Below are 17,826 nucleotides of genomic sequence, written 5' to 3'. Positions count from 1 at the left end.
CCCCGGGCCGCTGAAGACTCCGAGAACCGCTGAAAACCTTGAACACCCCGAGAACCCTGAAACCCGCTGAGCAACGGCCGAACGCAAGGAACGCATGGACAAGGCAGTGAACGACGGGACCGTGAACCGCGCCGACCACGGCGACGGCATCTGGTCCGGGAGCTGGGTCGCCGAACGGCTCGGGGTCGAGCTCGTGGGCGACGACACGCTCACCGGCATGCTCGGGCTCGCCCTGCGGCGCAACCCCAAGCGGGCCCACCTCCTCGTGTCGAACGTGCTCGGCAAACACGTCCCGCAGTCCCCGTCCGTCGTGTACGGCTCCGGGCACGCCCTCGGACGCAGGGTGCGTGAGCTGCTGGGCTTGGCCGGGGCGCGCTCCGCGGTCGTCGTGGGATACGCCGAGACGGCCACCGGCCTCGGTCACGCCGTCGCCGACGGCCTCGGCGACGCCCCGTACCTCCACTCCACCCGCCGCCCCGTGGCCGGTGTCGCGCGGGCCGGGGGCTTCGAGGAGTCCCACTCCCACGCCACCTCCCACCTGCTGCTCCCCGAGGACCCGCGCCTCCTGGCCGGCGACGGTCCGCTGGTCCTCGTCGACGACGAGTTCTCCACCGGCAACACCGTCCTCAACACCGTGCGCGCCCTCCACGAGCGCTACCCCCGCGACCACTACGTGGTGGTCGCCCTGGTCGACATGCGCTCCACCGCCGACCAGGACCGTCTGACGGACTTCGCCACCGAGATCGGCGCCCGCGTGGACCTGGTGACGGCGGCGCGCGGGACGGTGCGGCTTCCGGACGGCGTGCTGGAGAAGGGGCAGGCCCTGGTCGCGGAGCACGAGCGGACCGCGGCGGCGGCGACGGACGCGGCCGGGGCCGGACGGGATGCCCGGAATGCCCGTGATGCGCGAGTCGGGCGGGTCGGCCGTGTCGATCTGCGCTGGCCCTCCGGGGTGCCCGACGGCGGCCGGCACGGCTTCACCGCCGCCCACCGCACCCGGCTGGAGAACGCCCTGCCCGCCATGGGCGCGCGCCTCGCCGAGGCACTCCCGCCCGGCGCCCGCCGAGTCCTGGTCCTCGGCTGCGAGGAACTCATGTACGCGCCGCTGCGCCTCGCCCGCGAACTGGAGCACCTCGTCGCCCCCGCGGCCGTCCGCTTCTCCACGACCACCCGTTCTCCCGTCCTCGCGGTCGACGACCCGGGCTACGCCATCCGCACCCGCCTCGTCTTCCCCGCCCACGACGACCCCGCCGACGGCCCCGGCGAGCGCTACGCCTACAACGTGGCCGGCGCCGCCTTCGACGCCGTGATCGCCGTCGTCGACTCGGCCGGCGACACCCCCGCCCTGCACGCCCCCGACGGCCTCCTCGCCCAGCTCGCGCGGCACACCCCGCACGTCCTGCTCGCGGTCGTCCCGTCGTACGTCCCCGGGACCCCGCCCGCCCCCGAAAGGCCCGCCATGCTGCCCGAGCCCCTTCGCGGCCCCGCCTTCTCCAGCTACGCGCCCGAGGACGTCGGCTGGCTGCTCCAGGACCTGTCGGACGTCACCCTGGAGGCGCCGACCGAGGAGCGCGAGGAGGCGATCCAGAGCGGCGGCGCGCACTACGCCGAGTCACTGCCGGTCGAGTACCAGCCCAGCGAGCAGTACCAGGCCCTCTTCCACGCGGCCCTGGAGACCTCCGCCGCCCGCATCGCCCACGCCGCGGGCGTCGTGACCGAGACCGTCCTCGCGGAACGCTCCCCGCGCCCCGTCCTCGTCTCCCTCGCCCGCGCCGGCACCCCCGTCGGTGTCCTGATGCGCCGCTGGGCCCGGCACCGGCACGGTCTCGACCTCGCCCACTACGCCGTCTCCATCGTCCGCGGCCGGGGCATCGACGCCAACGCCCTGCGCTTTCTGGCCGACCGCCACGACCCGCGCGACGTCGTCTTCGTCGACGGCTGGACCGGCAAGGGCGCCATCACCCGCGAACTCGCCGCCGCACTGCGGGAGTTCGAGGAGGCGGAGGGCGTCACCGGCTTCGACCCCGAGATCGCCGTGCTCGCCGACCCCGGATCGTGCGTGCGCACCTACGGCACCCGCGAGGACTTCCTGATCCCGTCCGCCTGCCTCAACTCCACGGTGTCCGGGCTGATATCCCGCACGGTCCTGCGCGCCGACCTGGTCGGTCCGCACGACTACCACGGCGCGAAGTTCTACCGCGAACTCGCGGGCGCCGACGTCTCCAACGTCTTCCTCGACGCCGTCCGGGACCGCTTCGACGAGGTGGTGGAGGCGGTGGACGCCACCACCAAGGAGCTGCTGTCCACCGACCGCACCCCGACCTGGGAGGGCTGGGCAGCCGTCGAGCGCATCAGCGAGGAGTACGGCATCCACGACGTGAACCTCGTCAAGCCCGGAGTCGGGGAGACGACGCGCGTCCTGCTGCGCCGAGTGCCCTGGAAGATCCTCGCCCGGGCCGGGGCCGGCCCCGACCTCGACCACGTCCGGCTGCTGGCCGAGCAGCGCGGCGTTGTGGTCGAGGAGGTCGCCGAACTCCCCTACACCTGCGTGGGGCTGATCCATCCCAAGTACACACGGGGCGCCACGGGCGCCGACGGAAAGGCGGTGGCTCTGTGATGCCGGTGCTCGTGGCGAGCGACCTGGACCGTACGCTCATCTACTCCTCGGCCGCACTGGCGCTGACCATGCCGGACGCGCGAGCGCCCCGGCTGCTGTGCGTCGAGGTGCACGAGAGCAAGCCGCTGTCGTACATGACCGAGACGGCGGCGGGGCTGCTCACCGAGCTCGCCGACGCCGCGGTCTTCGTGCCGACCACGACCCGGACCCGCAAGCAGTACCTGCGCATCAACCTCCCCGGCCCCACGCCGAAGTACGCGATCTGCGCCAACGGCGGGCATCTGCTGGTCGACGGTGTCTCCGACCCGGTCTGGCACGCGAGCGTCCAGTCACGGCTGGCCGACGAGTGCGCCTCGCTGGCCGAGGTCCAGGAACACCTGCTGAGAACCGCCGACCCCGTCTGGGTGCGCAAGCACCGCGTCGCCGACGACCTGTTCGCCTACCTCGTCGTCGAGCGGGAGCTGCTGCCCGAGGACTGGGTGAAGGAACTGGCGGTGTGGGCGGAGAACCGCGGCTGGACGGTCTCCCTCCAGGGCCGCAAGATCTACGCCGTGCCGAAGCCGCTGACCAAGAGCGCGGCCGTACGCGAGGTGGCCCGGCGCACCGGCGCCGACCTCACCCTCGCCGCCGGCGACTCCCTCCTCGACGCCGACCTCCTGCTCGCCGCGGACAAGGGCTGGCGCCCGAACCACGGCGAACTGGCCGACAGCGGCTGGACGGCCCCGGACATCACGTCCCTCCCCGAGCGCGGGGTGCTGGCCGGGGAGCGCATCCTGCGCGAGTTCCTGCGCGCGGCGGGGGAGCGGGGGTAGCGCGGGGCAGGGGGCAGCGGCCTGCGCGGTCGCGGGGTCGGGTCGCTACGCCTGGCGGCCCGACCGCACCCTCGCCGACTCCTCGTCCGACGCCGCCCGCGGCGTACCGGCACGCCGTCCCCGCCTCCTCGCGCCGCCGCCCGGGCGCAGCAGCCGTAGGACGACGAAGGCCACGACGGCCACGGCGGCCGCGACGAGGACGACCTTGGAGTAGGCGGACACCACGGCCGTCACCTCGGTCCACCTCTCGCCCAGCAGATAGCCGGCGAGGACGAACACGGTGTTCCAGATAGCGCTGCCCAGTGTCGTCAGGCCGAGGAACACCGGCAGGCGCATGCGCTCCACGCCCGCGGGCACGGAGATCAAGCTGCGGAAGACGGGGATCATCCGCCCGAAGAACACGGCCTTCGTGCCGTGCCGCTCGAACCAGGCCTCGGTCTTCTCGATGTCCGCGACCTTCACCAGCGGCAGCCGCGCCGCGATCGCCAGCGTGCGCTCCCGGCCGAGCAGCGCCCCCACGCCGTACAGCGCGAGGGCGCCCACCACCGAGCCGGCCGTCGTCCAGACCAGCGCGGCGTACAGGTTCATCTGTCCGTTGCTCGCGGCGAACCCGGCCAGCGGCAGGATGACCTCGCTGGGCAGCGGCGGGAACAGGTTCTCCAGTGCGACGGCGAGCCCGGCGCCCGGGGCGCCCAGGGTCGCCATCAGGTCGTTGATCCACTGTGGTGCCGGCTGCGCTGCGATGGCTGTCATGCCGGCCACGCTAGGAAACCGAAGCTGAAGAGAGCCTGAGGAAGTCCCGGCGCCCGCCCTCGGTCGTCTGCCGCGTCAGCCGCAGCAGCCCCCGCCGCAGCAGCCGCCCCCGCCACCGCCGCCGGTCTGCGGTGCCGGGGCCGAGGCCGACGCCGTACCGCCCACCGCCACGGTCGACAGCAGCTTCACCGTGTCGTCGTGGCCCGTCGGGCAGGTGGCGGGGGCGGAGGACTCGGCCATGGGGCGGCTGAGCTCGAAGGTGTCGCCGCAGGTCCGGCAGCGGTATTCGTAGCGAGGCATGCCCTCAGGTTAACGGGCCTCTCCCGGTGGAGGCAGGGAACGGTCGCGCGCCGCGGCGGCGTCCTGCCCCAGTTCCTGGGGCTCCCGCTCGACCAGGTCGGGGTGACGGGCCCGCCAGTACGGGTTGTCGTGGGGCAGGGCGGAGCCGACCCTCCCGTACATCCCGAAGAACATCAGGACCACTCCGACGATGAAGCTGAACAGCACGTTCTGGATGCGGAACGCCAGGAAGTTGTAGTCCGTGTCCAGGAGCCCCAGATTCAGGAAGCCACTGAGGATGAACGCGATGCCCACCACCATGTTGAGCGTGGAGGCGAAGTTTCCGCCGATCACCATGCCCACGAAGAGCAGCAGCCCCACGCAGATCGACAGGATGCTCAGTGTGCCGTTCGTGTTGAGGCCCATGACCTGGTCACCGCGGGTGTCGAAGAAGCCGATCTTGTCGATCAGGCCGAGGATGCCGAACGCGATCAGGACCAGACCCATGAGTCCGGCGCCGAAGCGGTAGACCTGGTTCAGGCGGTGGTCGACGGGGAGGTGCTTGTCGAACTGGATCCGCTGCCTGGCTTCTCCGTGCGTTGCGTGTGTGGCCATGTCGCCTCCCTCGGGGCGATAGCGGAGGCCGTGCGTCCGTTTCCCAATATCCGCCCGCTCCGCCCCGGTGGGCAACACGGAAGGCCGACATCGGTGCGCAGGCAGGGCTCGGCCCCAGCTCAGCGACGGGTAGGCGGCTCGGCGGCTCGGCGGGCGGGTCAGTGGACCGTGCCGCCCCCGCGTTCGTCCCGGATCCGTGAGACGACGCCGGCCACGGCCTGGCGGACCGCCTCCGTCTCGGTCAGGAAGTGCCACCAGTCGGGGTGGCGGCCCTCCAGGGTGCCGATCGCGCGCTCCAGCCGCCCGACGGCGTCGTCCAGGGGGCGGGCGTGGCGGGGATCGGGGGTGTTGCGCCCGGCCATGGCGAGCCGCTGGGCGTCCCGGATGGCGAAGCGGGTCCGCTCGATCTCCTGCTGGGGGTCCTTCTGCACGGCGTTCAGCCGCCGGAGGCGGTCGCCGGCCGCCGAGACGGCCTCGTCCGTGGTGTTCAGCAGGGCCCGGGCCGTGGACAGCAGGGCCGTCGCGTCGGGCCACCGCTGGGCCTGACGTGCCTGCTGGGCCTCGGTGAGCTTCTGCTCGGCCTGGCGGACGTTCTCCGCGGCCTGCGCCGGGACCGGCTGCAGATCCTGCCAGCACGCGACGGTGAACCGTCGCCGCAGCTCGCTGAGCACGGGTTCGACCTGGCCGGCGCGCGTGGTCAGCGCCTCGGCGCGGGTGCGCAGGGAGACCAGCCGGCGGTCGATCTCGGCGGCGCGCTCGGGCAGCCGCTCGGCCTCGGCGCGGATGGCCTCGGCCTCCCGGGCCGCCCGCTCGGCACGCTCCAGGGTCTGGGGGACGCCGTGCTGGCCGGCGCCCTGGTTCAGCTTGGTCAGCTCGGGGGCGAGGGCGGCCAGCCTCGCGGCGAGGTCGTCCGCCTTCAGCCCCGATCCTCGTACGGTGTCGAGGGCGTTCGAGGCGGCGAGCAGGGACTGGCGGGCGCGTTCGACGGCGGGCGCCAGGCGGGCGAGCTGGGTCTCGGCCTTGCCGAGCAGCGGGCCGAGCCCCTCGGCGAACCGGTCCAGGTCCTGCTTGACCCGGCCGAGTTCCTCCTTGGCCTCGGTGAGCTGGGTGCGGGCGCGGGCGGCGGCCGAGGCCTCCAGGTCGTCGCGGTCCAGGTCGTGGGCGTCGACGGCCTCGATGTAGTGGTGGCTGGCCTCGTCGATGCGGCGGCCGAGCGCCTCGAAGTCGGCGGCGGCGCGGCGGGCGGCGGGGGAGTCATCGACGGCCGCGATCGTCTCGATGGAGATGCGCAGATCGCGCTGGGCGGTGTCGAGCTCGTAGAACGCGGCCGCGGCGGCGTCCTTCGCGGCCTGCGCCTCGGCGCGCTGGCTCTCGGCCCGCCCGCCGAACCAGCGCCGGGTGCCGCCGCCGGCGAACGCGGCGGGCAGCACCAGCGCAGCGACCAGCGGCAGGCTCATCAAGGTGAGGGCATCACGCAGACCCGCTCTGGCGCGGTGGCGCACAGGCGCTTTCGACGGCGAGTCCGGCTGAGGTGGTGTCGCCGTCACATCCCTCTCCCGTGCTGTCATCCGCCCTGCCCGGTGGTGTCATTCTCCCACCCGTGAAGGACGAACACACGGGTCGGTCAGTTCGCTGTCCGGACTGTGACTTTGCCGTCGCCGGTGCGGGCCGAGACGAGGTGGCGGCTGGAGTCGTCGCGGGGCACGGAGACCTCGACCCCGCCGTCGCCGGTCTCGGTGGTGACGCGGTAGGTGGCGCGGGGCACCGAGACCGTGACGGATCCGTCGCCGCTGCTGGAGTCCACCAGGTCGGGTACGGCACCCAGTTCGAGGTGGGTGGAGCCGTCGGAGGTGTGGGTGCGGACCTGGCGGGAGGTGACGTCGGCACGGATGGCGCCGTCCTGGGTGCGCAGGTCCAGCGGTCCGCTCGCGGAGCCCACGCGCACCGACCCGTCGTCGGTGGAGACCTGCACGGCGCCGGTGGCGTCGTCGACGCGGACGGAACCGTCACCGCTGTGCACGCGCACGGCGCCGGTGACGTCCTGGACGCGCACGGAGCCGTCGCCGGTACGGATGTCCAGCGCCTCCTGGAAGCCGCTGGCGCGCACGCTGCCGTCCCCGTCCCTGACCACGACGGCGACACCGCGCGGCACCTCGATGCGGTGCTTGGCCGAGCAGTCGGCCACGAAGCCGGAGCACCTCATCCGCAGGACCAGCCGGTCGCCGTCCATCTCCCACGTCACCCTGGGGTCCTCGCCCATGACGACCGACCCCTCGAACCAGCGGGTGACCTGGACACGGCCCTTCGGGGCCGCGTCCGTGGTGACGAGTTCGAGGGCGGAGTCGTCGGAGTCGACGGTCAGGGTCGAGCCCCGCAACGGGAAGGACCGCCGCTCGGGCTCCTGGTCGTCGCCGGCGGCCGCGCCGCAGCCGGCGAGACCCGCGACGACGACCACGACGGCGCCGGCGAGGGCGGCGGTGCGGGCGGACACGGAAGCGGTGACGGTACGGGCCATGACGGATCTCCCCCTGAGGCGGTCTGCGGAACGCCTCCCGCGGGGCCGTAACGGCCGGGGAAGGCGACCACTCGACCGTACGGACCCACCCCTCACCAGGGGATCCGGTCCTCTCCCGAATCCGGGGTGGGGTTATCCCCCGCCCGCGCCCGCTACGGCGAAACGGGTTTGCGGGGCACGGCCTCCGGCAATGTAGGCTGTCGACTCGTCCTGGGCGCGTAGCTCAGCGGTAGAGCGCCGCCCTTACAAGGCGGATGTCGGCGGTTCGAAACCGTCCGCGCCCACCAGGCAAAGAGACCCCCAGCCGATCATGGCTGGGGGTCTTTGACATCCGGGTCTGACGGCGGTCCTGCACCACGTGAACGAAGACGTTCATCGTGACGGCGATCTGGCTGTGCCCGAACGTCGTGCAGCCGGATGACCCTCAGGTCCGCGTTCTTGGCGACCCGGGTGAACGAGCGATGGACGTTGCGCGGCTCGATCGGCCGCCCCGTCTGCGTGGTGAACACGTGGCCGCTCTCCTCCCGGCGATCACCGGCACGCTCACGCATCGCGGTCTGCCGCATGCGCTGGTACCTCAGAGGCGCCACACAGATGGCCGGGGGGCGGAGCGACAGCCGATTGGCTGATTTCCCTGTACCTCAAATCACGCGCAGTGCCCCACCGTCGACAGGCAGCATCACACCGGTCAGATATGCCGCGGCCGGTGACAGCAGGAAGACTGCGGCCCGCGCGAATTCAGTTGGCTCGCCCGGGCGCTGCAGAGCGTTCTCGGGCGCCTTCCCACCGGTCAGAGTGGCCAGTTCCTTTTGGCGACCGGTGTTGATGTAGGCCGGCAGCAGGCCGTTCACCGTGATGCCGGACCTCCCGAGCTCGTCGGTGAGTGTCTTGGCGAGCATGGCAAGGCCAGGACGGAGCCCGTTGGAGACGGCGAGTCCGGGGATCGGGGCGCGAACCGATGACGACAGGACGAAGGCGATCGAGCCCCCGTTCTTCAGCGCCCTGGCGGTGGCCTTGGCGATGCGCAGAGCGCCGAGGAAGGTGGATTCGAAGGAGTCGCGCCATACCTCGTCTTGAACATCCATCGCGGTGCCGACGGGTGGCCCACCGACACTGATCAGGGCGCCGTCCAAGCGGCCGAAGTGCCGCAGGGCCGTTCCCACGACCCGGTCGGCCGCGTCCGCGTCCGCGTTGTCGGCCACGAGACCCACGGCAGTGGTGCCGTCCCCGAGAGAGGCGGCGGTGTCGGCAACGGTGTCGCTGCGTCCGGTGATGACGACACGGGCCCCTTCGGCAGTCAGCAACTCGGCGACAGCCAGCCCGAGTCCGCGGCTGCCGCCGGTCACCAAGTAGACGCGGTCACGAAGACCGAGATCCATGACGAGGCTTCTTCATCGGCCTGCACCGGTTCACAGCTGGGTCTTCTCGGGCCGGGTGGTCACCACGACGACCGTCGGACGACCCGACTCGACGGCTGCCGTGAACTCGCGTTCCAGGTCCGCGGTGGTTTCCACCTCCACGGCCGCACACCCGAATCCCCGGGCCAGGGAGGCGATGTCCAGCCCCGGCAGGTCAAGTCCCGGAACCCCGGGGGTCTCCTCCAACTCCGCGAAGGACTTGAGGATGGAGTACTCGTGGTTGCGCATCGCGACGAATGTGATCGGCAGGTCGTGCTGGGCAGCCGTCCACAGACCCTGGACCGAGTACTGGAAGGACCCGTCGCCGATCAGGGCGATGACGGGCCGGGCCACCCGGCGGTCCCTGTCGCCCAGCGCAACGCCCACGGAGGCGGGCAGCGCCCAGCCGATGCCGCCGCTGGCGGTGCCGTAGAAGGAACCCGGCTCTACGTTCGGCAGCCATGCGGCGTGCTGACCCATCGTGGACGTCGACTCGTTGACGAAGACGGCATGCTGGGGACGGGCCTTGGCGAGGGTCGCGTACACCTCGTCCGGCCGCAGGGGAGCGCCTGAACTCTGCGGCGGGTGCTCAGGGCGGCGCAGCGGTGAGGGCTGCGTACGCCCGGCGCCGTCGCCGACCTTCTCGGTGAGGAACTCGATCGACAGTCTGGCGTCCCCGATGACGCTGTCGCCGACACGGGCGGCACCGGCCACGGCGGGATCGTCGGTGACGTGGAGGAGTTCCGTTCCCTCCGGCAGGATGTCGCCGGCCACGTACGGGTAGTAGCGGAACACCTCGGCGCCGACGACCACGACCAGGTCATGTCCGGTGAGCCGGTCGCTGACCTCCTTGAAGGAGAGGCCCAGCGGCCCCTGGTAGAGCGGGTGGTCCTCCGGGAAGGAGGCACGGTCGGACAGGGGCGCGCTGTAGACCGCGGCCCTCACCTTCTCGGCCAGGGCGACAGCGGCGTCCCAGCCGCCTGCCCGGTCCACTTCCGATCCGAAGACCAGAGCCGGGCGGCGGCTGCGCGAGATGCGTTCGGCGAAGCGCGACAGCCGCTCGATGTCGGGGGCGACACGTGTGCTGACTTCGCGGACCACGGCGGGTCCGTTCACCGTGCGGTTCCAGTCGTCCAGCGGGATCGACAGGTACACCGGGCCCGCGGGCGGCTGGACGGCTACCGCGTAGGCACGCATGAACGCCTCGGGAACGTCCTCGGCTCGGGCCGGTTCGTAGGACCATTTGACCCAGGGCTTGGGCAGCGTGGTCGCCTCCCGATTCCCGAGGTAGGGCTCGCCGATGACCATTTCCCGGTGCTGCTGCCCGGAGGTGACGACGAGCGGGGTGCGCCCGTGGTAGGCGGCGATCAGACTGCCCATGCCGTTGCCCACGCCCGCGGAGGAGTGCAGATTCACCAGAGCCGGACGACCCGTCGTCTGGGCGAACGCGTCGGCGATCGCCACCACCGAGGCCTCCTGCAGGGCCAGCACGTAGGTGAAGTCGTCGGGAAAGTTCTGCAGGAAGGTCTGCTCCGTGGAACCGGGATTTCCGAACACCGTGGTCATCTTCAGCGACCTGAGCAGGTCGTAGGTGACGTCATGAACAGTTGATGCTGTGCCCATGTCTTTGACTCCGATTGCAACAGAGGGAACTCCGACATTCAGTCATGTCGCTGCTGTAGCCATTCCTGTTCTTCGCCAGGCTCTGGCAGGAGTCGGCCGTCTTCGACGGCCGAGCGAGCGGGGCTGTCCTGGATGACGACGAGGACATGGGAAGGATCGACATCCGCGATGCGAGCGGCACCAGGGGCTGAGCCGACGAATACGCTGTCCTTCGGCAGTTCAAGAAATACGACGTTGACGTAGCTCGACGGCACTCGGTTGATTGCTGAGTGAATTCTCGTGATCTCAGCAGCAAGCGCCGCCCTGGCTTCCGCCGTCAATGTGCCTTGGGCAGTAGTACAGCTGTAGAGAGGCATTCGGCCCCCTCAGCGTCATGAGATTCGAGCTGAAGAGCTGAACAGTCGGATATGGAGGTGCGCCCCTCACCAACTCGGCCACCTCTCGACACCCCGCTTCACAAATTACGCTATCAGGAACCTATGGGACCCGCCCGTCATCGTGCTTTGCGTGAGAGCGGCTCATGGACCCTGCGCTCACGCACGTCCGGCACGGTCCCCGGAGCAACTCGAATTCGGCGGCATGCCACAGCGGTCCCGTGCTCGCAGTGCCACCGAAGTACGCCGTCGCTCGTCGTGCCGATGTGCCGTCACGCCGCCGTCAGTGACTGCTCTGCCCAGATCGTCTTGCCTACGTCCTCCCAGCGGGTGCCCCAGTGGTCGGCGAGGGAAGCGACGAGGAACACGCCGCGGCCGTCCTCGTCCTGCGGGCGGGCATGACGCAGGCGCGGAGTCGTGTCGGCATCGTCCGCAACCTCCACGGTCAGTACACGGTCCCGTATGAGGCGCAGCCTGACGGGTCCTTCGGCGTGTTCGATCACGTTGGTGGCGAGTTCGCTGACGATCAGCTCTGTGAGAGGCGAGTACTCCTCCAGTCCCCACCGCGCCAGCCGGTCCCGAGCGACCCGCCGCGCCTCGCGCACGGAGATCGCCTCGGCCGGCAGGGTCCAGGAAGCGACGCTGTCGGCGCCTATGGATCGGGTTCTTGCCACGAGCAGCGCGGCACCGTCCTGGGGGGTGCCGCCACGGAGGACCTGGTACGACACCTGGTCGCAGATGTCGTCGGGGGCCGCGAGGGGTGCGGCGACCGTGTCGCGGAGCCGGTCGACGCGGTCCCTCGCCTCCGACGGATGGCGATCGGCGCTGCCATCGGAGTAGAGCGACAGCAGACTGCCTGGCGGCAACTCGACGCTGACGACCTTGTGCGGCTCACCTTTGCCGAGAGCCGCGCCGCGGGGCACGTCAAGGGTGCCTACGACGCCCTCGGGACTGGTGACGAGCGGACTGTCGTGACCGGCGGACGCGGCCGTACAACGAAGGGTGACCGGGTCGTACGTCAAGTACAGGCAGGACGCGGTGAAGGGTGGCCGCGCACGGTGCAGCGTGGCCGGGTCTGCCTCCTGCTCGCTCGCGAGTGACTGGGCGACATCGTCCAGATGAGCCAGCAACTCGTCCGGCGGCAGGTCCATGGCGGACAGAGTGGAGGCAGCAGTCCGCAACCGAGCCATGGCCACGGAAGCCTGAAGGTCCTCTCCCGGGATGTATCCGATGATCAGACCAACGCGGCAGCTCGACAGCGGCAGCACATCGAACCAGTGAGCGCCGTAACGGCCGACCCGGTAGCAGTGGGAGGCTTCCACAGCGGAGAGCTGCGGCGTCTGGCGGGGTAGCAGCGTGCGTTGCAGAGCCGTCGCGACCATGTGCTCGCGGGTGAACCGGCGTGCGTTGTCGATACAGACCGCCGTGCAGGAGGCGAGTTGCGCGGCAAGCGACAGATCGTCCTCGTCGAAGTCCTCGACGGTTGAGCGAGTTCGGTAGAAGCTGGCCAAACCCAGAATCAGGCCGTGCACCGTGAGCGGTGTCACGATCATCGAGTGTGCCCCGGACCGGGCGATGAACTCGGCCCGCATGCGGTCATGCACCAGCCAGGCCCCCGACGTCCTTACCAGATCGACCAGCCGCGGACGCAGGTCTGCCAGGGCTCTGGTGTAAGGCGTGTGGGACGTGAACTGGCTGGCGCCGCCTACCGGATAGGCCCCGTACTGCCCTTCATGGGACGCGAAGGCGACACGCCGCATCGGGAGCTGTGCTGTGACAGGCCCTATGGGCGCGTCGCCTTCGAACACGGACTCCGCCAGATCTACGGCCACGGCGTCGGCGAAGGTCGGTACCGCCATGTCGGCCAACTCCTGGGCGGTACGAGGGACGTCGAGCGTGGTGCCGATCCGGGACCGTGCCACGGCCATGAGGTCAGTAACTCTCTGCTTGCGGACCTGCTCGGTGACATCGTGGACCATCGCCGCGACAGCGCCCGGAGTGTGACCGTCGAATCGCAGTGGGTAACCCACGACCGAAAACAGATGCTCGTTGCCCGGGTCGTCTGCCGGCACGGCGGTGACGGTACGTTCCCGCACCACCCCATGGGTGGCCAAAACCTCGCGCATGATCGGCGACAGCGCGATCCGGGCGTCCAGATCAGCCAGGTTGGCTCCCACCACCTGCGCTTCAGACATGCCTCGCCACGCCAGGATGGCGGCGTTGGAGCGCAGAATGCGCAGATCCGGACCGTAGACCTCGAGACCTGCTTGAGCCATCCCGAACAGTTCCTTCTCGAAGGCTCCTTCTTCCAGGGGCAGCCTCGGACCATCGGGTTCGGCGTGCCGGTGTCCACGAGGCATGACCGACCTCATCTTTCCTCGACATCGCCAGTAAACCTGTGGTCGGGCCGATGGGCCAATCGGGCACCAGGTTTTCGGCGGGACGGCATCGCCGAAGTAGTGGCGACCAGCTCGTGGATCAAGGTCGGTATGTGGATTATTTTCCAAAAGATCGAGCGGGACTTCTTCGAAAGGCGCCGGCACAGGAACGCGACAACGCAGGACTACATCGAGTTGGTCAACCAAGTCGGCCGACGCGACTCCACAGAGTTCATCACGAGCTGGATATACGGCGAACACACGCCGGCGATGCCGTGAACTCATTGAGGCTGCCGTCTGTTCGTTGGCGGCGGCATATCGCACGCGGACGCCGCAAGGAATCATGGTCGGCCCAGTGGTCGATGTGCGCCCGGAGAGCCCGCAATGGGGTGGGTGGCCTAGCCGGTCACAGACACGTCATCCTTCACTCGATCGAGTGGGCTAGGCTCTGCCCGAACTGATGGCCGCTCCGCTCAGCGTGAGTAGGACAGTTCCTGTCCAGGACACTTGCAGGAGCACGTGAGAGACGCCGTGATTACTGATCCGGAAATGGCAGAAGGCAGCCCTGCTTTCGGGGCGCAGCGGGTGGTTGGAGACCTCGGTGGCGAGCCGGGGGAGCGCGGAGGATCACGAAGGCCGTGGCTGTGGGCCCTCGGTGGCGTGCTGGTGACATCCGCAGTGTGGTCCTTGGCGGTGTTCCGCCTGGGGGTCGGTGTGCCGGAGCCGGATCAGCGTGGCTACCAACTCACCGAGCAAACCTGTCGCACGGTTCAACTGCCCATGATGGGCGATGCGATCGCGCCGATGGACAGCACCAGCGTCACAGCCTCCGCGCTCTCGCAGGATCCCGCCCTCGATCACGTCCACTGCTCCATACATCTGGGCCCTGACGAGGGCGCGGAGGGCTCTGGGAAGGGTTGGTTCGTCGATTACGCCGTCAACGTCGACGTCGCGCTGCACAAAAAGTCAGACCCCGGCGTCGAGTTCGACGCGGAGCGGCGGGTCACAGGCCTTGGGGTCGTCGCTGAGGAGGAGGTGAAGGCCGTCCCCGGCATCGGGGACGGGGCGTACCTGATCACCTCGGAACTCAGTAGTACGGAACTGCGCGTGCGGGATGGCGGTGCCGTGTTCTCGCTCGGGCTCTCGGCCATGGTCTACTCCGAGGGTGATGCGGTGGGGGAGGCCCCGGAAACGCCGGAAGTATCCAAGTACGAGGCCGCGATGATCAACGATATGCGGGTATTCATGGCCGACCTGAAGGACGGGGCGGCGGATCCGCGGACGTGATGCTCTGCCTTGATGCGCTCCAGGTCGAACACGGGACCGTCGAGCCGGCGAGCGCACGCGGTTGCACAGGCGGATACTTCGGCATCAGCACAACGGTCACGATGCCCGCGGCCGCAGTAGCCAGGCTGATTACCTGATTGGGGCCGGTGTCCTTGTCCGCTGTCGGACTGACTGCGGCGGCGTAGTCGTCAAGATTGCTTGCCTGCGCGGCTAAGTCCGGTCACTGCGCGGCGGTACGAAGTCCCAGTGCAGTCTGCGTTTCTCGTCCACCACCGGTGTGTAGCCGTTGAGGGGCTGGGAGTTTTCAAGCGACGTGGCGATCGCCTCCATGAGTACCGGCAGGGACGTCCACATCTTGTGCGATACGCGCATGACGCCTTCCACGGCCTCGGCTTCATGGACCCGCCCCCGGTCGATTTCGGGGCGGTGGTCCAGCACGAGGTGACCTCCGCCGAGGTCCCGCGCGATGGGGATCAACTGCGGGTGTCCGTACAGGACGCTGCTGGACCCGATCTCCATGAAGTCGTAGTCCGTCTCATCTCCTTGCTCATCCGCCGACTGCTTGTCGTAGAAGCCGGTGAGCAGTTGCCACGCAGCCGCTATCTCGCGTGCGCTCATCGGCCTGTAGAACCCTGGCAGGAGCGAGCCGCGCTGGTCGAGGAGACCGTCGTGCCGCGAAAGCGACATCAGCAAGGGCTTCAGCAGTGGCCGGCCGATGACGCGTTCGATCGCGGCGATGTCCGCCGGGTCCGCGGGCGGCGCCAGCGCGGTGTAGGTCGTCCGCGCGTGCTCGGCCAGCCAGTTCTCGATGCGCGTCCACGACTCGCCGATCGGTGCGGTCATGGCACGGCATCCTGCCACCCGGTGCGGACACCCCGGGAAGGGGGCCGTGTCCCTCCTTCGGCTGGAGGCGACTCAGGACCAGGTCAGCGGCTAGTCGGTGACACCTTGTCGGCGGTGTCCTGCCGCGGCCGTGATCGCCTCGGAAGGAGGAGGCGATCACCTGCTCGGCCCAACATGCGCGGGGTTCTCGTGGCTTCTACCGTGGGTGAGTAGACGGCCGGCGTGGGATGGCCCGTGTCGGCTTCGCACCGTATCGGAAGGCGGTCCAAAGATGGCCATACGGTCGGACACCCCCGTTCTCGACACGCTCGCCGCCATGACTGTCGACTCGATCGAGCACTGCGGACTGGACGAGAGAACGCTCATCCTCACCCGCCTTGCCGCGCTCGCGGCCATGGACGCGCCGGCGATCTCGTACCTCGCGCATGTCGACCCCGCTGTCAAGGCCGACCTGGGTGCCGAGGAACTGCAGGACGTTCTCGTCGCCATCGCGCCGGTTGTCGGGACGGCACGTGTCATGTCGGCCGCGACGCACATGACCGAGGCGCTCGGTATCACCATCGCGTTGGCCGAGGCCGAGGCGGAGGCGATGGCCGAGGCGGATGCCCGGAGCCGGAAGCAGACCTGAGCGAGCTGTACCGGAGCAAGAAATGGGGGACCGAAGTTGTGCCGCTGGATCGCCTACTCGGGTACGCCCATCCTTCTCAGCCAGGTCCTGTTCAAGCCGCAGCACTCCTTGATCGACCAGAGCCTGCACTCCCGCTTGGGGGTGGAGACGACCAACGGCGACGGTTTCGGTGTCGGCTGGTACACGCAGGAAACGGACACGCCGGCGGTGCTGCGGGATGTCGGTCCCGCCTGGAGCGACCGCAATCTGTCGGAGGTCGCCCACCACGTCCGCTCGGGCCTGTTCTTCGCGCACATCAGGGCCTCGACCGGGACCGCCGTGCAGCAGACAAACTGCCACCCCTTCCGGAGCGGTCGCTGGATGTGGATGCACAACGGTGTCATCAGCGGGTTCCACCGGCTCCGGCGGGACCTCGCCCTCGCCGTCGATCCCGCCCTGTATCCCGACATCGAGGGTTCCACCGACTCCGAGCTCATGTTCTTCCTGGCCCGCACGTTCGGCCTGACGGACGACCCTCCTGGGGCCGTGGCGCGCATGGCCGGCCTGGTGGAGGATGCGGGGCACGCGCACGACATCCACCACCCGTTGCAGATGACCCTCGCGGTGGCCGACGGCGAACGGGTCTGGGCCTTCCGCTACTCCAGCGAGGGCCACTCACGGTCGCTGTACTTCAGCACCAGGTTGGACACCCTGCGCGCGCTGCACCCGGACGCCGAGTTCCTGCGGGACATCTCCGACGAGACCCGCCTCGTCGTTTCCGAACCGCTGGGCGCGCTCCCTGGCGCGTGGAACGAGGTGCCGGAGAGCAGCTACGGCCTCATCGAGCCGGGCCATGACTCGTTCCACTCCTTCCGGCCCGACCTCCGCGCAGGGCGGTGAGGCAGGGCCGAGGCGGGGGCCGGCCAGTGCCCTGATCGTGTTGACCGCGCCCGGCCGGCGGTGCTGGAGTCGGCGCGTGGACAGCATCCCCGCCAACCGGCGGTTCTGGAACCGGATCAGCAGCGCCTACCAGCACGAGCACGACCCTCAGATCGGCGCCACACCCCGGCTGTGGGGCATGTACTCCATCCCCGACGCGCACCTGCACGCCCTGGGCGACGTCACCGGCAAGCGGGTACTCGAACTCGGCTGCGGCGCCGGGCAGTGGTCCAGGGCGCTCGCCGCCGAGGGCGCCACCGTGGTGGGGCTCGACCTGTCCGAGGCCCAACTCGCCGCAGCGGCAGACGCGATGGGAGAGGCCCGCTATCCGCTGGTGCAGGGCGCCGCCGAACAACTCCCCTTCGCCGACGGCAGTTTCGACCTGGTCTTCTGCGACTTCGGCGGGCTCAGCTGGGCGCCCCCGCACCTGGCCGTCCCGCAGGCCGCACGCGTCCTGGGCCGGGGCGGGCGCCTGGTGTTCAACGTCGCCAGCCCCTGGTTCGAAGCGTGCTACGACGAAGCCGCGAGCCGTGTGACCACGACGCTGCAGCAGGACTACTTCGGGCTGAACACCATCGCCGAGGACGACGGCGCGACCAGCTATCAGCTCACCTACGGCGACTGGGTCAAGGTCCTGCGCGGCGCGGGTCTCGTCATCGACGACCTCATCGAGCCGCGGCCCGCACCCGGAACACCCAACGGCTACAACGAGACCGACCCGCCCGACTGGGCACACCGCTGGCCCGCGGAACTGCTGTGGGTGACCCACAAACCCTGACGGCGCGCC

Annotated in this window: 17 protein-coding genes and 1 tRNA gene; 7 read left to right on the top strand and 11 right to left on the bottom strand. The window is 69.9% G+C overall.

Annotated features, from left to right (window positions below; genetic code table 11):
* The first annotated feature begins 94 nt into the window (after positions 1 to 94).
* Both ACIP2X_RS25690 and ACIP2X_RS25685 read left to right on the top strand, forming a co-directional pair.
* Positions 95 to 2,617 (top strand): phosphoribosyltransferase, encoded by a 2,523-nt coding sequence (locus tag ACIP2X_RS25690; protein ID WP_401676759.1) that lies wholly within the window; start codon positions 95 to 97, stop codon positions 2,615 to 2,617.
* Positions 2,617 to 3,429, top strand: coding sequence for an HAD family hydrolase (locus ACIP2X_RS25685; protein ID WP_401676757.1), 813 nt, complete (start codon positions 2,617 to 2,619; stop codon positions 3,427 to 3,429). Before ACIP2X_RS25690 ends, ACIP2X_RS25685 begins: the two co-directional genes overlap by 1 nt.
* Positions 3,430 to 3,474: 45 nt before the next feature.
* Here the strand turns inward: ACIP2X_RS25685 and ACIP2X_RS25680 are convergent, their stop codons facing one another.
* From ACIP2X_RS25680 to ACIP2X_RS25660, 5 genes are all read right to left on the bottom strand, one after another.
* Positions 3,475 to 4,182, bottom strand: coding sequence for a DedA family protein (locus ACIP2X_RS25680; RefSeq protein ID WP_401676755.1), 708 nt, complete (start codon positions 4,180 to 4,182; stop codon positions 3,475 to 3,477).
* Between the two features lie 75 nt (positions 4,183 to 4,257).
* Positions 4,258 to 4,482, bottom strand: a complete 225-nt coding sequence (locus ACIP2X_RS25675) for a zinc ribbon domain-containing protein (RefSeq protein ID WP_401676753.1) — start codon at positions 4,480 to 4,482, stop codon at positions 4,258 to 4,260.
* A gap of 9 nt (positions 4,483 to 4,491) precedes the next feature.
* Positions 4,492 to 5,076 carry a DUF4383 domain-containing protein gene (locus tag ACIP2X_RS25670; protein ID WP_401676751.1) on the bottom strand — a complete coding sequence of 195 codons (585 nt, stop codon included), beginning with the start codon at positions 5,074 to 5,076 and terminating at the stop codon, positions 4,492 to 4,494.
* A 158-nt stretch (positions 5,077 to 5,234) separates the two neighbouring features.
* The gene (locus tag ACIP2X_RS25665) at positions 5,235 to 6,623 is read right to left on the bottom strand and encodes a hypothetical protein (protein WP_401676749.1); all 1,389 of its coding nucleotides are present in this window, start codon (positions 6,621 to 6,623) and stop codon (positions 5,235 to 5,237) included.
* A 77-nt stretch (positions 6,624 to 6,700) separates the two neighbouring features.
* Positions 6,701 to 7,591, bottom strand: coding sequence for a DUF4097 family beta strand repeat-containing protein (locus ACIP2X_RS25660; protein WP_401676747.1), 891 nt, complete (start codon positions 7,589 to 7,591; stop codon positions 6,701 to 6,703).
* Positions 7,592 to 7,803: 212 nt separating this feature from the next.
* Here ACIP2X_RS25660 and ACIP2X_RS25655 point away from each other — a divergent pair.
* Positions 7,804 to 7,878 (top strand) — tRNA-Val (locus tag ACIP2X_RS25655).
* Positions 7,879 to 7,899: 21 nt separating this feature from the next.
* Here the strand turns inward: ACIP2X_RS25655 and ACIP2X_RS25650 are convergent.
* The 5 genes from ACIP2X_RS25650 to ACIP2X_RS25630 form a co-directional block, all read right to left on the bottom strand.
* Positions 7,900 to 8,157 (bottom strand): hypothetical protein, encoded by a 258-nt coding sequence (locus ACIP2X_RS25650; protein WP_401676745.1) that lies wholly within the window; start codon positions 8,155 to 8,157, stop codon positions 7,900 to 7,902.
* Between the two features lie 75 nt (positions 8,158 to 8,232).
* Entirely contained in the window at positions 8,233 to 8,970 is a 738-nt protein-coding gene (locus ACIP2X_RS25645; RefSeq protein WP_401676743.1) for an SDR family oxidoreductase, read from the bottom strand.
* A gap of 30 nt (positions 8,971 to 9,000) precedes the next feature.
* Positions 9,001 to 10,611: a benzoylformate decarboxylase gene (gene mdlC / locus ACIP2X_RS25640; protein ID WP_401676741.1), complete on the bottom strand. Its 1,611-nt coding sequence runs from the start codon at positions 10,609 to 10,611 to the stop codon at positions 9,001 to 9,003.
* 38 nt (positions 10,612 to 10,649) lie between these two features.
* Positions 10,650 to 10,967 (bottom strand): tautomerase family protein, encoded by a 318-nt coding sequence (locus tag ACIP2X_RS25635; protein WP_401676739.1) that lies wholly within the window; start codon positions 10,965 to 10,967, stop codon positions 10,650 to 10,652.
* Between the two features lie 290 nt (positions 10,968 to 11,257).
* The gene (locus ACIP2X_RS25630) at positions 11,258 to 13,345 is read right to left on the bottom strand and encodes a SpoIIE family protein phosphatase (protein WP_401676737.1); all 2,088 of its coding nucleotides are present in this window, start codon (positions 13,343 to 13,345) and stop codon (positions 11,258 to 11,260) included.
* A 567-nt stretch (positions 13,346 to 13,912) separates the two neighbouring features.
* Here ACIP2X_RS25630 and ACIP2X_RS25625 point away from each other — a divergent pair.
* Positions 13,913 to 14,650 carry a hypothetical protein gene (locus ACIP2X_RS25625; RefSeq protein ID WP_401676735.1) on the top strand — a complete coding sequence of 246 codons (738 nt, stop codon included), beginning with the start codon at positions 13,913 to 13,915 and terminating at the stop codon, positions 14,648 to 14,650.
* A gap of 210 nt (positions 14,651 to 14,860) precedes the next feature.
* Here ACIP2X_RS25625 and ACIP2X_RS25620 read toward each other — a convergent pair whose 3' ends face one another.
* A complete protein-coding gene (locus ACIP2X_RS25620) occupies positions 14,861 to 15,493 on the bottom strand; it encodes an SMI1/KNR4 family protein (RefSeq protein WP_401676733.1) in 633 nt (210 codons plus the stop codon).
* 271 nt (positions 15,494 to 15,764) lie between these two features.
* Here ACIP2X_RS25620 and ACIP2X_RS25615 point away from each other — a divergent pair, with 271 nt between their 5' ends.
* The 3 genes from ACIP2X_RS25615 to ACIP2X_RS25605 all read left to right on the top strand — a co-directional run bounded on the left by ACIP2X_RS25615 (position 15,765) and on the right by ACIP2X_RS25605 (position 17,817).
* Positions 15,765 to 16,121 (top strand): carboxymuconolactone decarboxylase family protein, encoded by a 357-nt coding sequence (locus ACIP2X_RS25615; RefSeq protein WP_401676731.1) that lies wholly within the window; start codon positions 15,765 to 15,767, stop codon positions 16,119 to 16,121.
* A 36-nt stretch (positions 16,122 to 16,157) separates the two neighbouring features.
* Entirely contained in the window at positions 16,158 to 17,000 is an 843-nt protein-coding gene (locus tag ACIP2X_RS25610; protein WP_401676729.1) for a class II glutamine amidotransferase, read from the top strand.
* 76 nt (positions 17,001 to 17,076) lie between these two features.
* A complete protein-coding gene (locus ACIP2X_RS25605; RefSeq protein WP_401676727.1) occupies positions 17,077 to 17,817 on the top strand; it encodes a class I SAM-dependent methyltransferase in 741 nt (246 codons plus the stop codon).
* Positions 17,818 to 17,826 lie beyond the last annotated feature (9 nt).

The sequence above is a fragment of the Streptomyces sp. NPDC089424 genome, from assembly GCF_044749345.1.
Taxonomy (GTDB): Bacteria; Actinomycetota; Actinomycetes; order Streptomycetales; family Streptomycetaceae; genus Streptomyces.
Note: the sequence above shows the minus strand (reverse complement) of the source record. Positions and strands in the feature narration are given on the sequence as shown.

What these genes read in the sequence shown, in the direction of transcription:
- ACIP2X_RS25690 (WP_401676759.1), top strand. Translation starts at nt 95, where the DNA reads ATGGACAAGGCAGTGAACGACGGGACCGTGAACCGCGCCGACCACGGC.
- ACIP2X_RS25685 (WP_401676757.1), top strand. Translation starts at nt 2,617, where the DNA reads ATGCCGGTGCTCGTGGCGAGCGACCTGGACCGTACGCTCATCTACTCC.
- ACIP2X_RS25680 (WP_401676755.1), bottom strand. Translation starts at nt 4,182, where the DNA reads ATGACAGCCATCGCAGCGCAGCCGGCACCACAGTGGATCAACGACCTG.
- ACIP2X_RS25675 (WP_401676753.1), bottom strand. Translation starts at nt 4,482, where the DNA reads ATGCCTCGCTACGAATACCGCTGCCGGACCTGCGGCGACACCTTCGAG.
- ACIP2X_RS25670 (WP_401676751.1), bottom strand. Translation starts at nt 5,076, where the DNA reads ATGGCCACACACGCAACGCACGGAGAAGCCAGGCAGCGGATCCAGTTC.
- ACIP2X_RS25660 (WP_401676747.1), bottom strand. Translation starts at nt 7,591, where the DNA reads ATGGCCCGTACCGTCACCGCTTCCGTGTCCGCCCGCACCGCCGCCCTC.
- ACIP2X_RS25650 (WP_401676745.1), bottom strand. Translation starts at nt 8,157, where the DNA reads ATGCGGCAGACCGCGATGCGTGAGCGTGCCGGTGATCGCCGGGAGGAG.
- ACIP2X_RS25645 (WP_401676743.1), bottom strand. Translation starts at nt 8,970, where the DNA reads ATGGATCTCGGTCTTCGTGACCGCGTCTACTTGGTGACCGGCGGCAGC.
- mdlC (WP_401676741.1), bottom strand. Translation starts at nt 10,611, where the DNA reads ATGGGCACAGCATCAACTGTTCATGACGTCACCTACGACCTGCTCAGG.
- ACIP2X_RS25635 (WP_401676739.1), bottom strand. Translation starts at nt 10,967, where the DNA reads ATGCCTCTCTACAGCTGTACTACTGCCCAAGGCACATTGACGGCGGAA.
- ACIP2X_RS25630 (WP_401676737.1), bottom strand. Translation starts at nt 13,345, where the DNA reads ATGCCTCGTGGACACCGGCACGCCGAACCCGATGGTCCGAGGCTGCCC.
- ACIP2X_RS25625 (WP_401676735.1), top strand. Translation starts at nt 13,913, where the DNA reads ATGGCAGAAGGCAGCCCTGCTTTCGGGGCGCAGCGGGTGGTTGGAGAC.
- ACIP2X_RS25620 (WP_401676733.1), bottom strand. Translation starts at nt 15,493, where the DNA reads ATGACCGCACCGATCGGCGAGTCGTGGACGCGCATCGAGAACTGGCTG.
- ACIP2X_RS25615 (WP_401676731.1), top strand. Translation starts at nt 15,765, where the DNA reads ATGGCCATACGGTCGGACACCCCCGTTCTCGACACGCTCGCCGCCATG.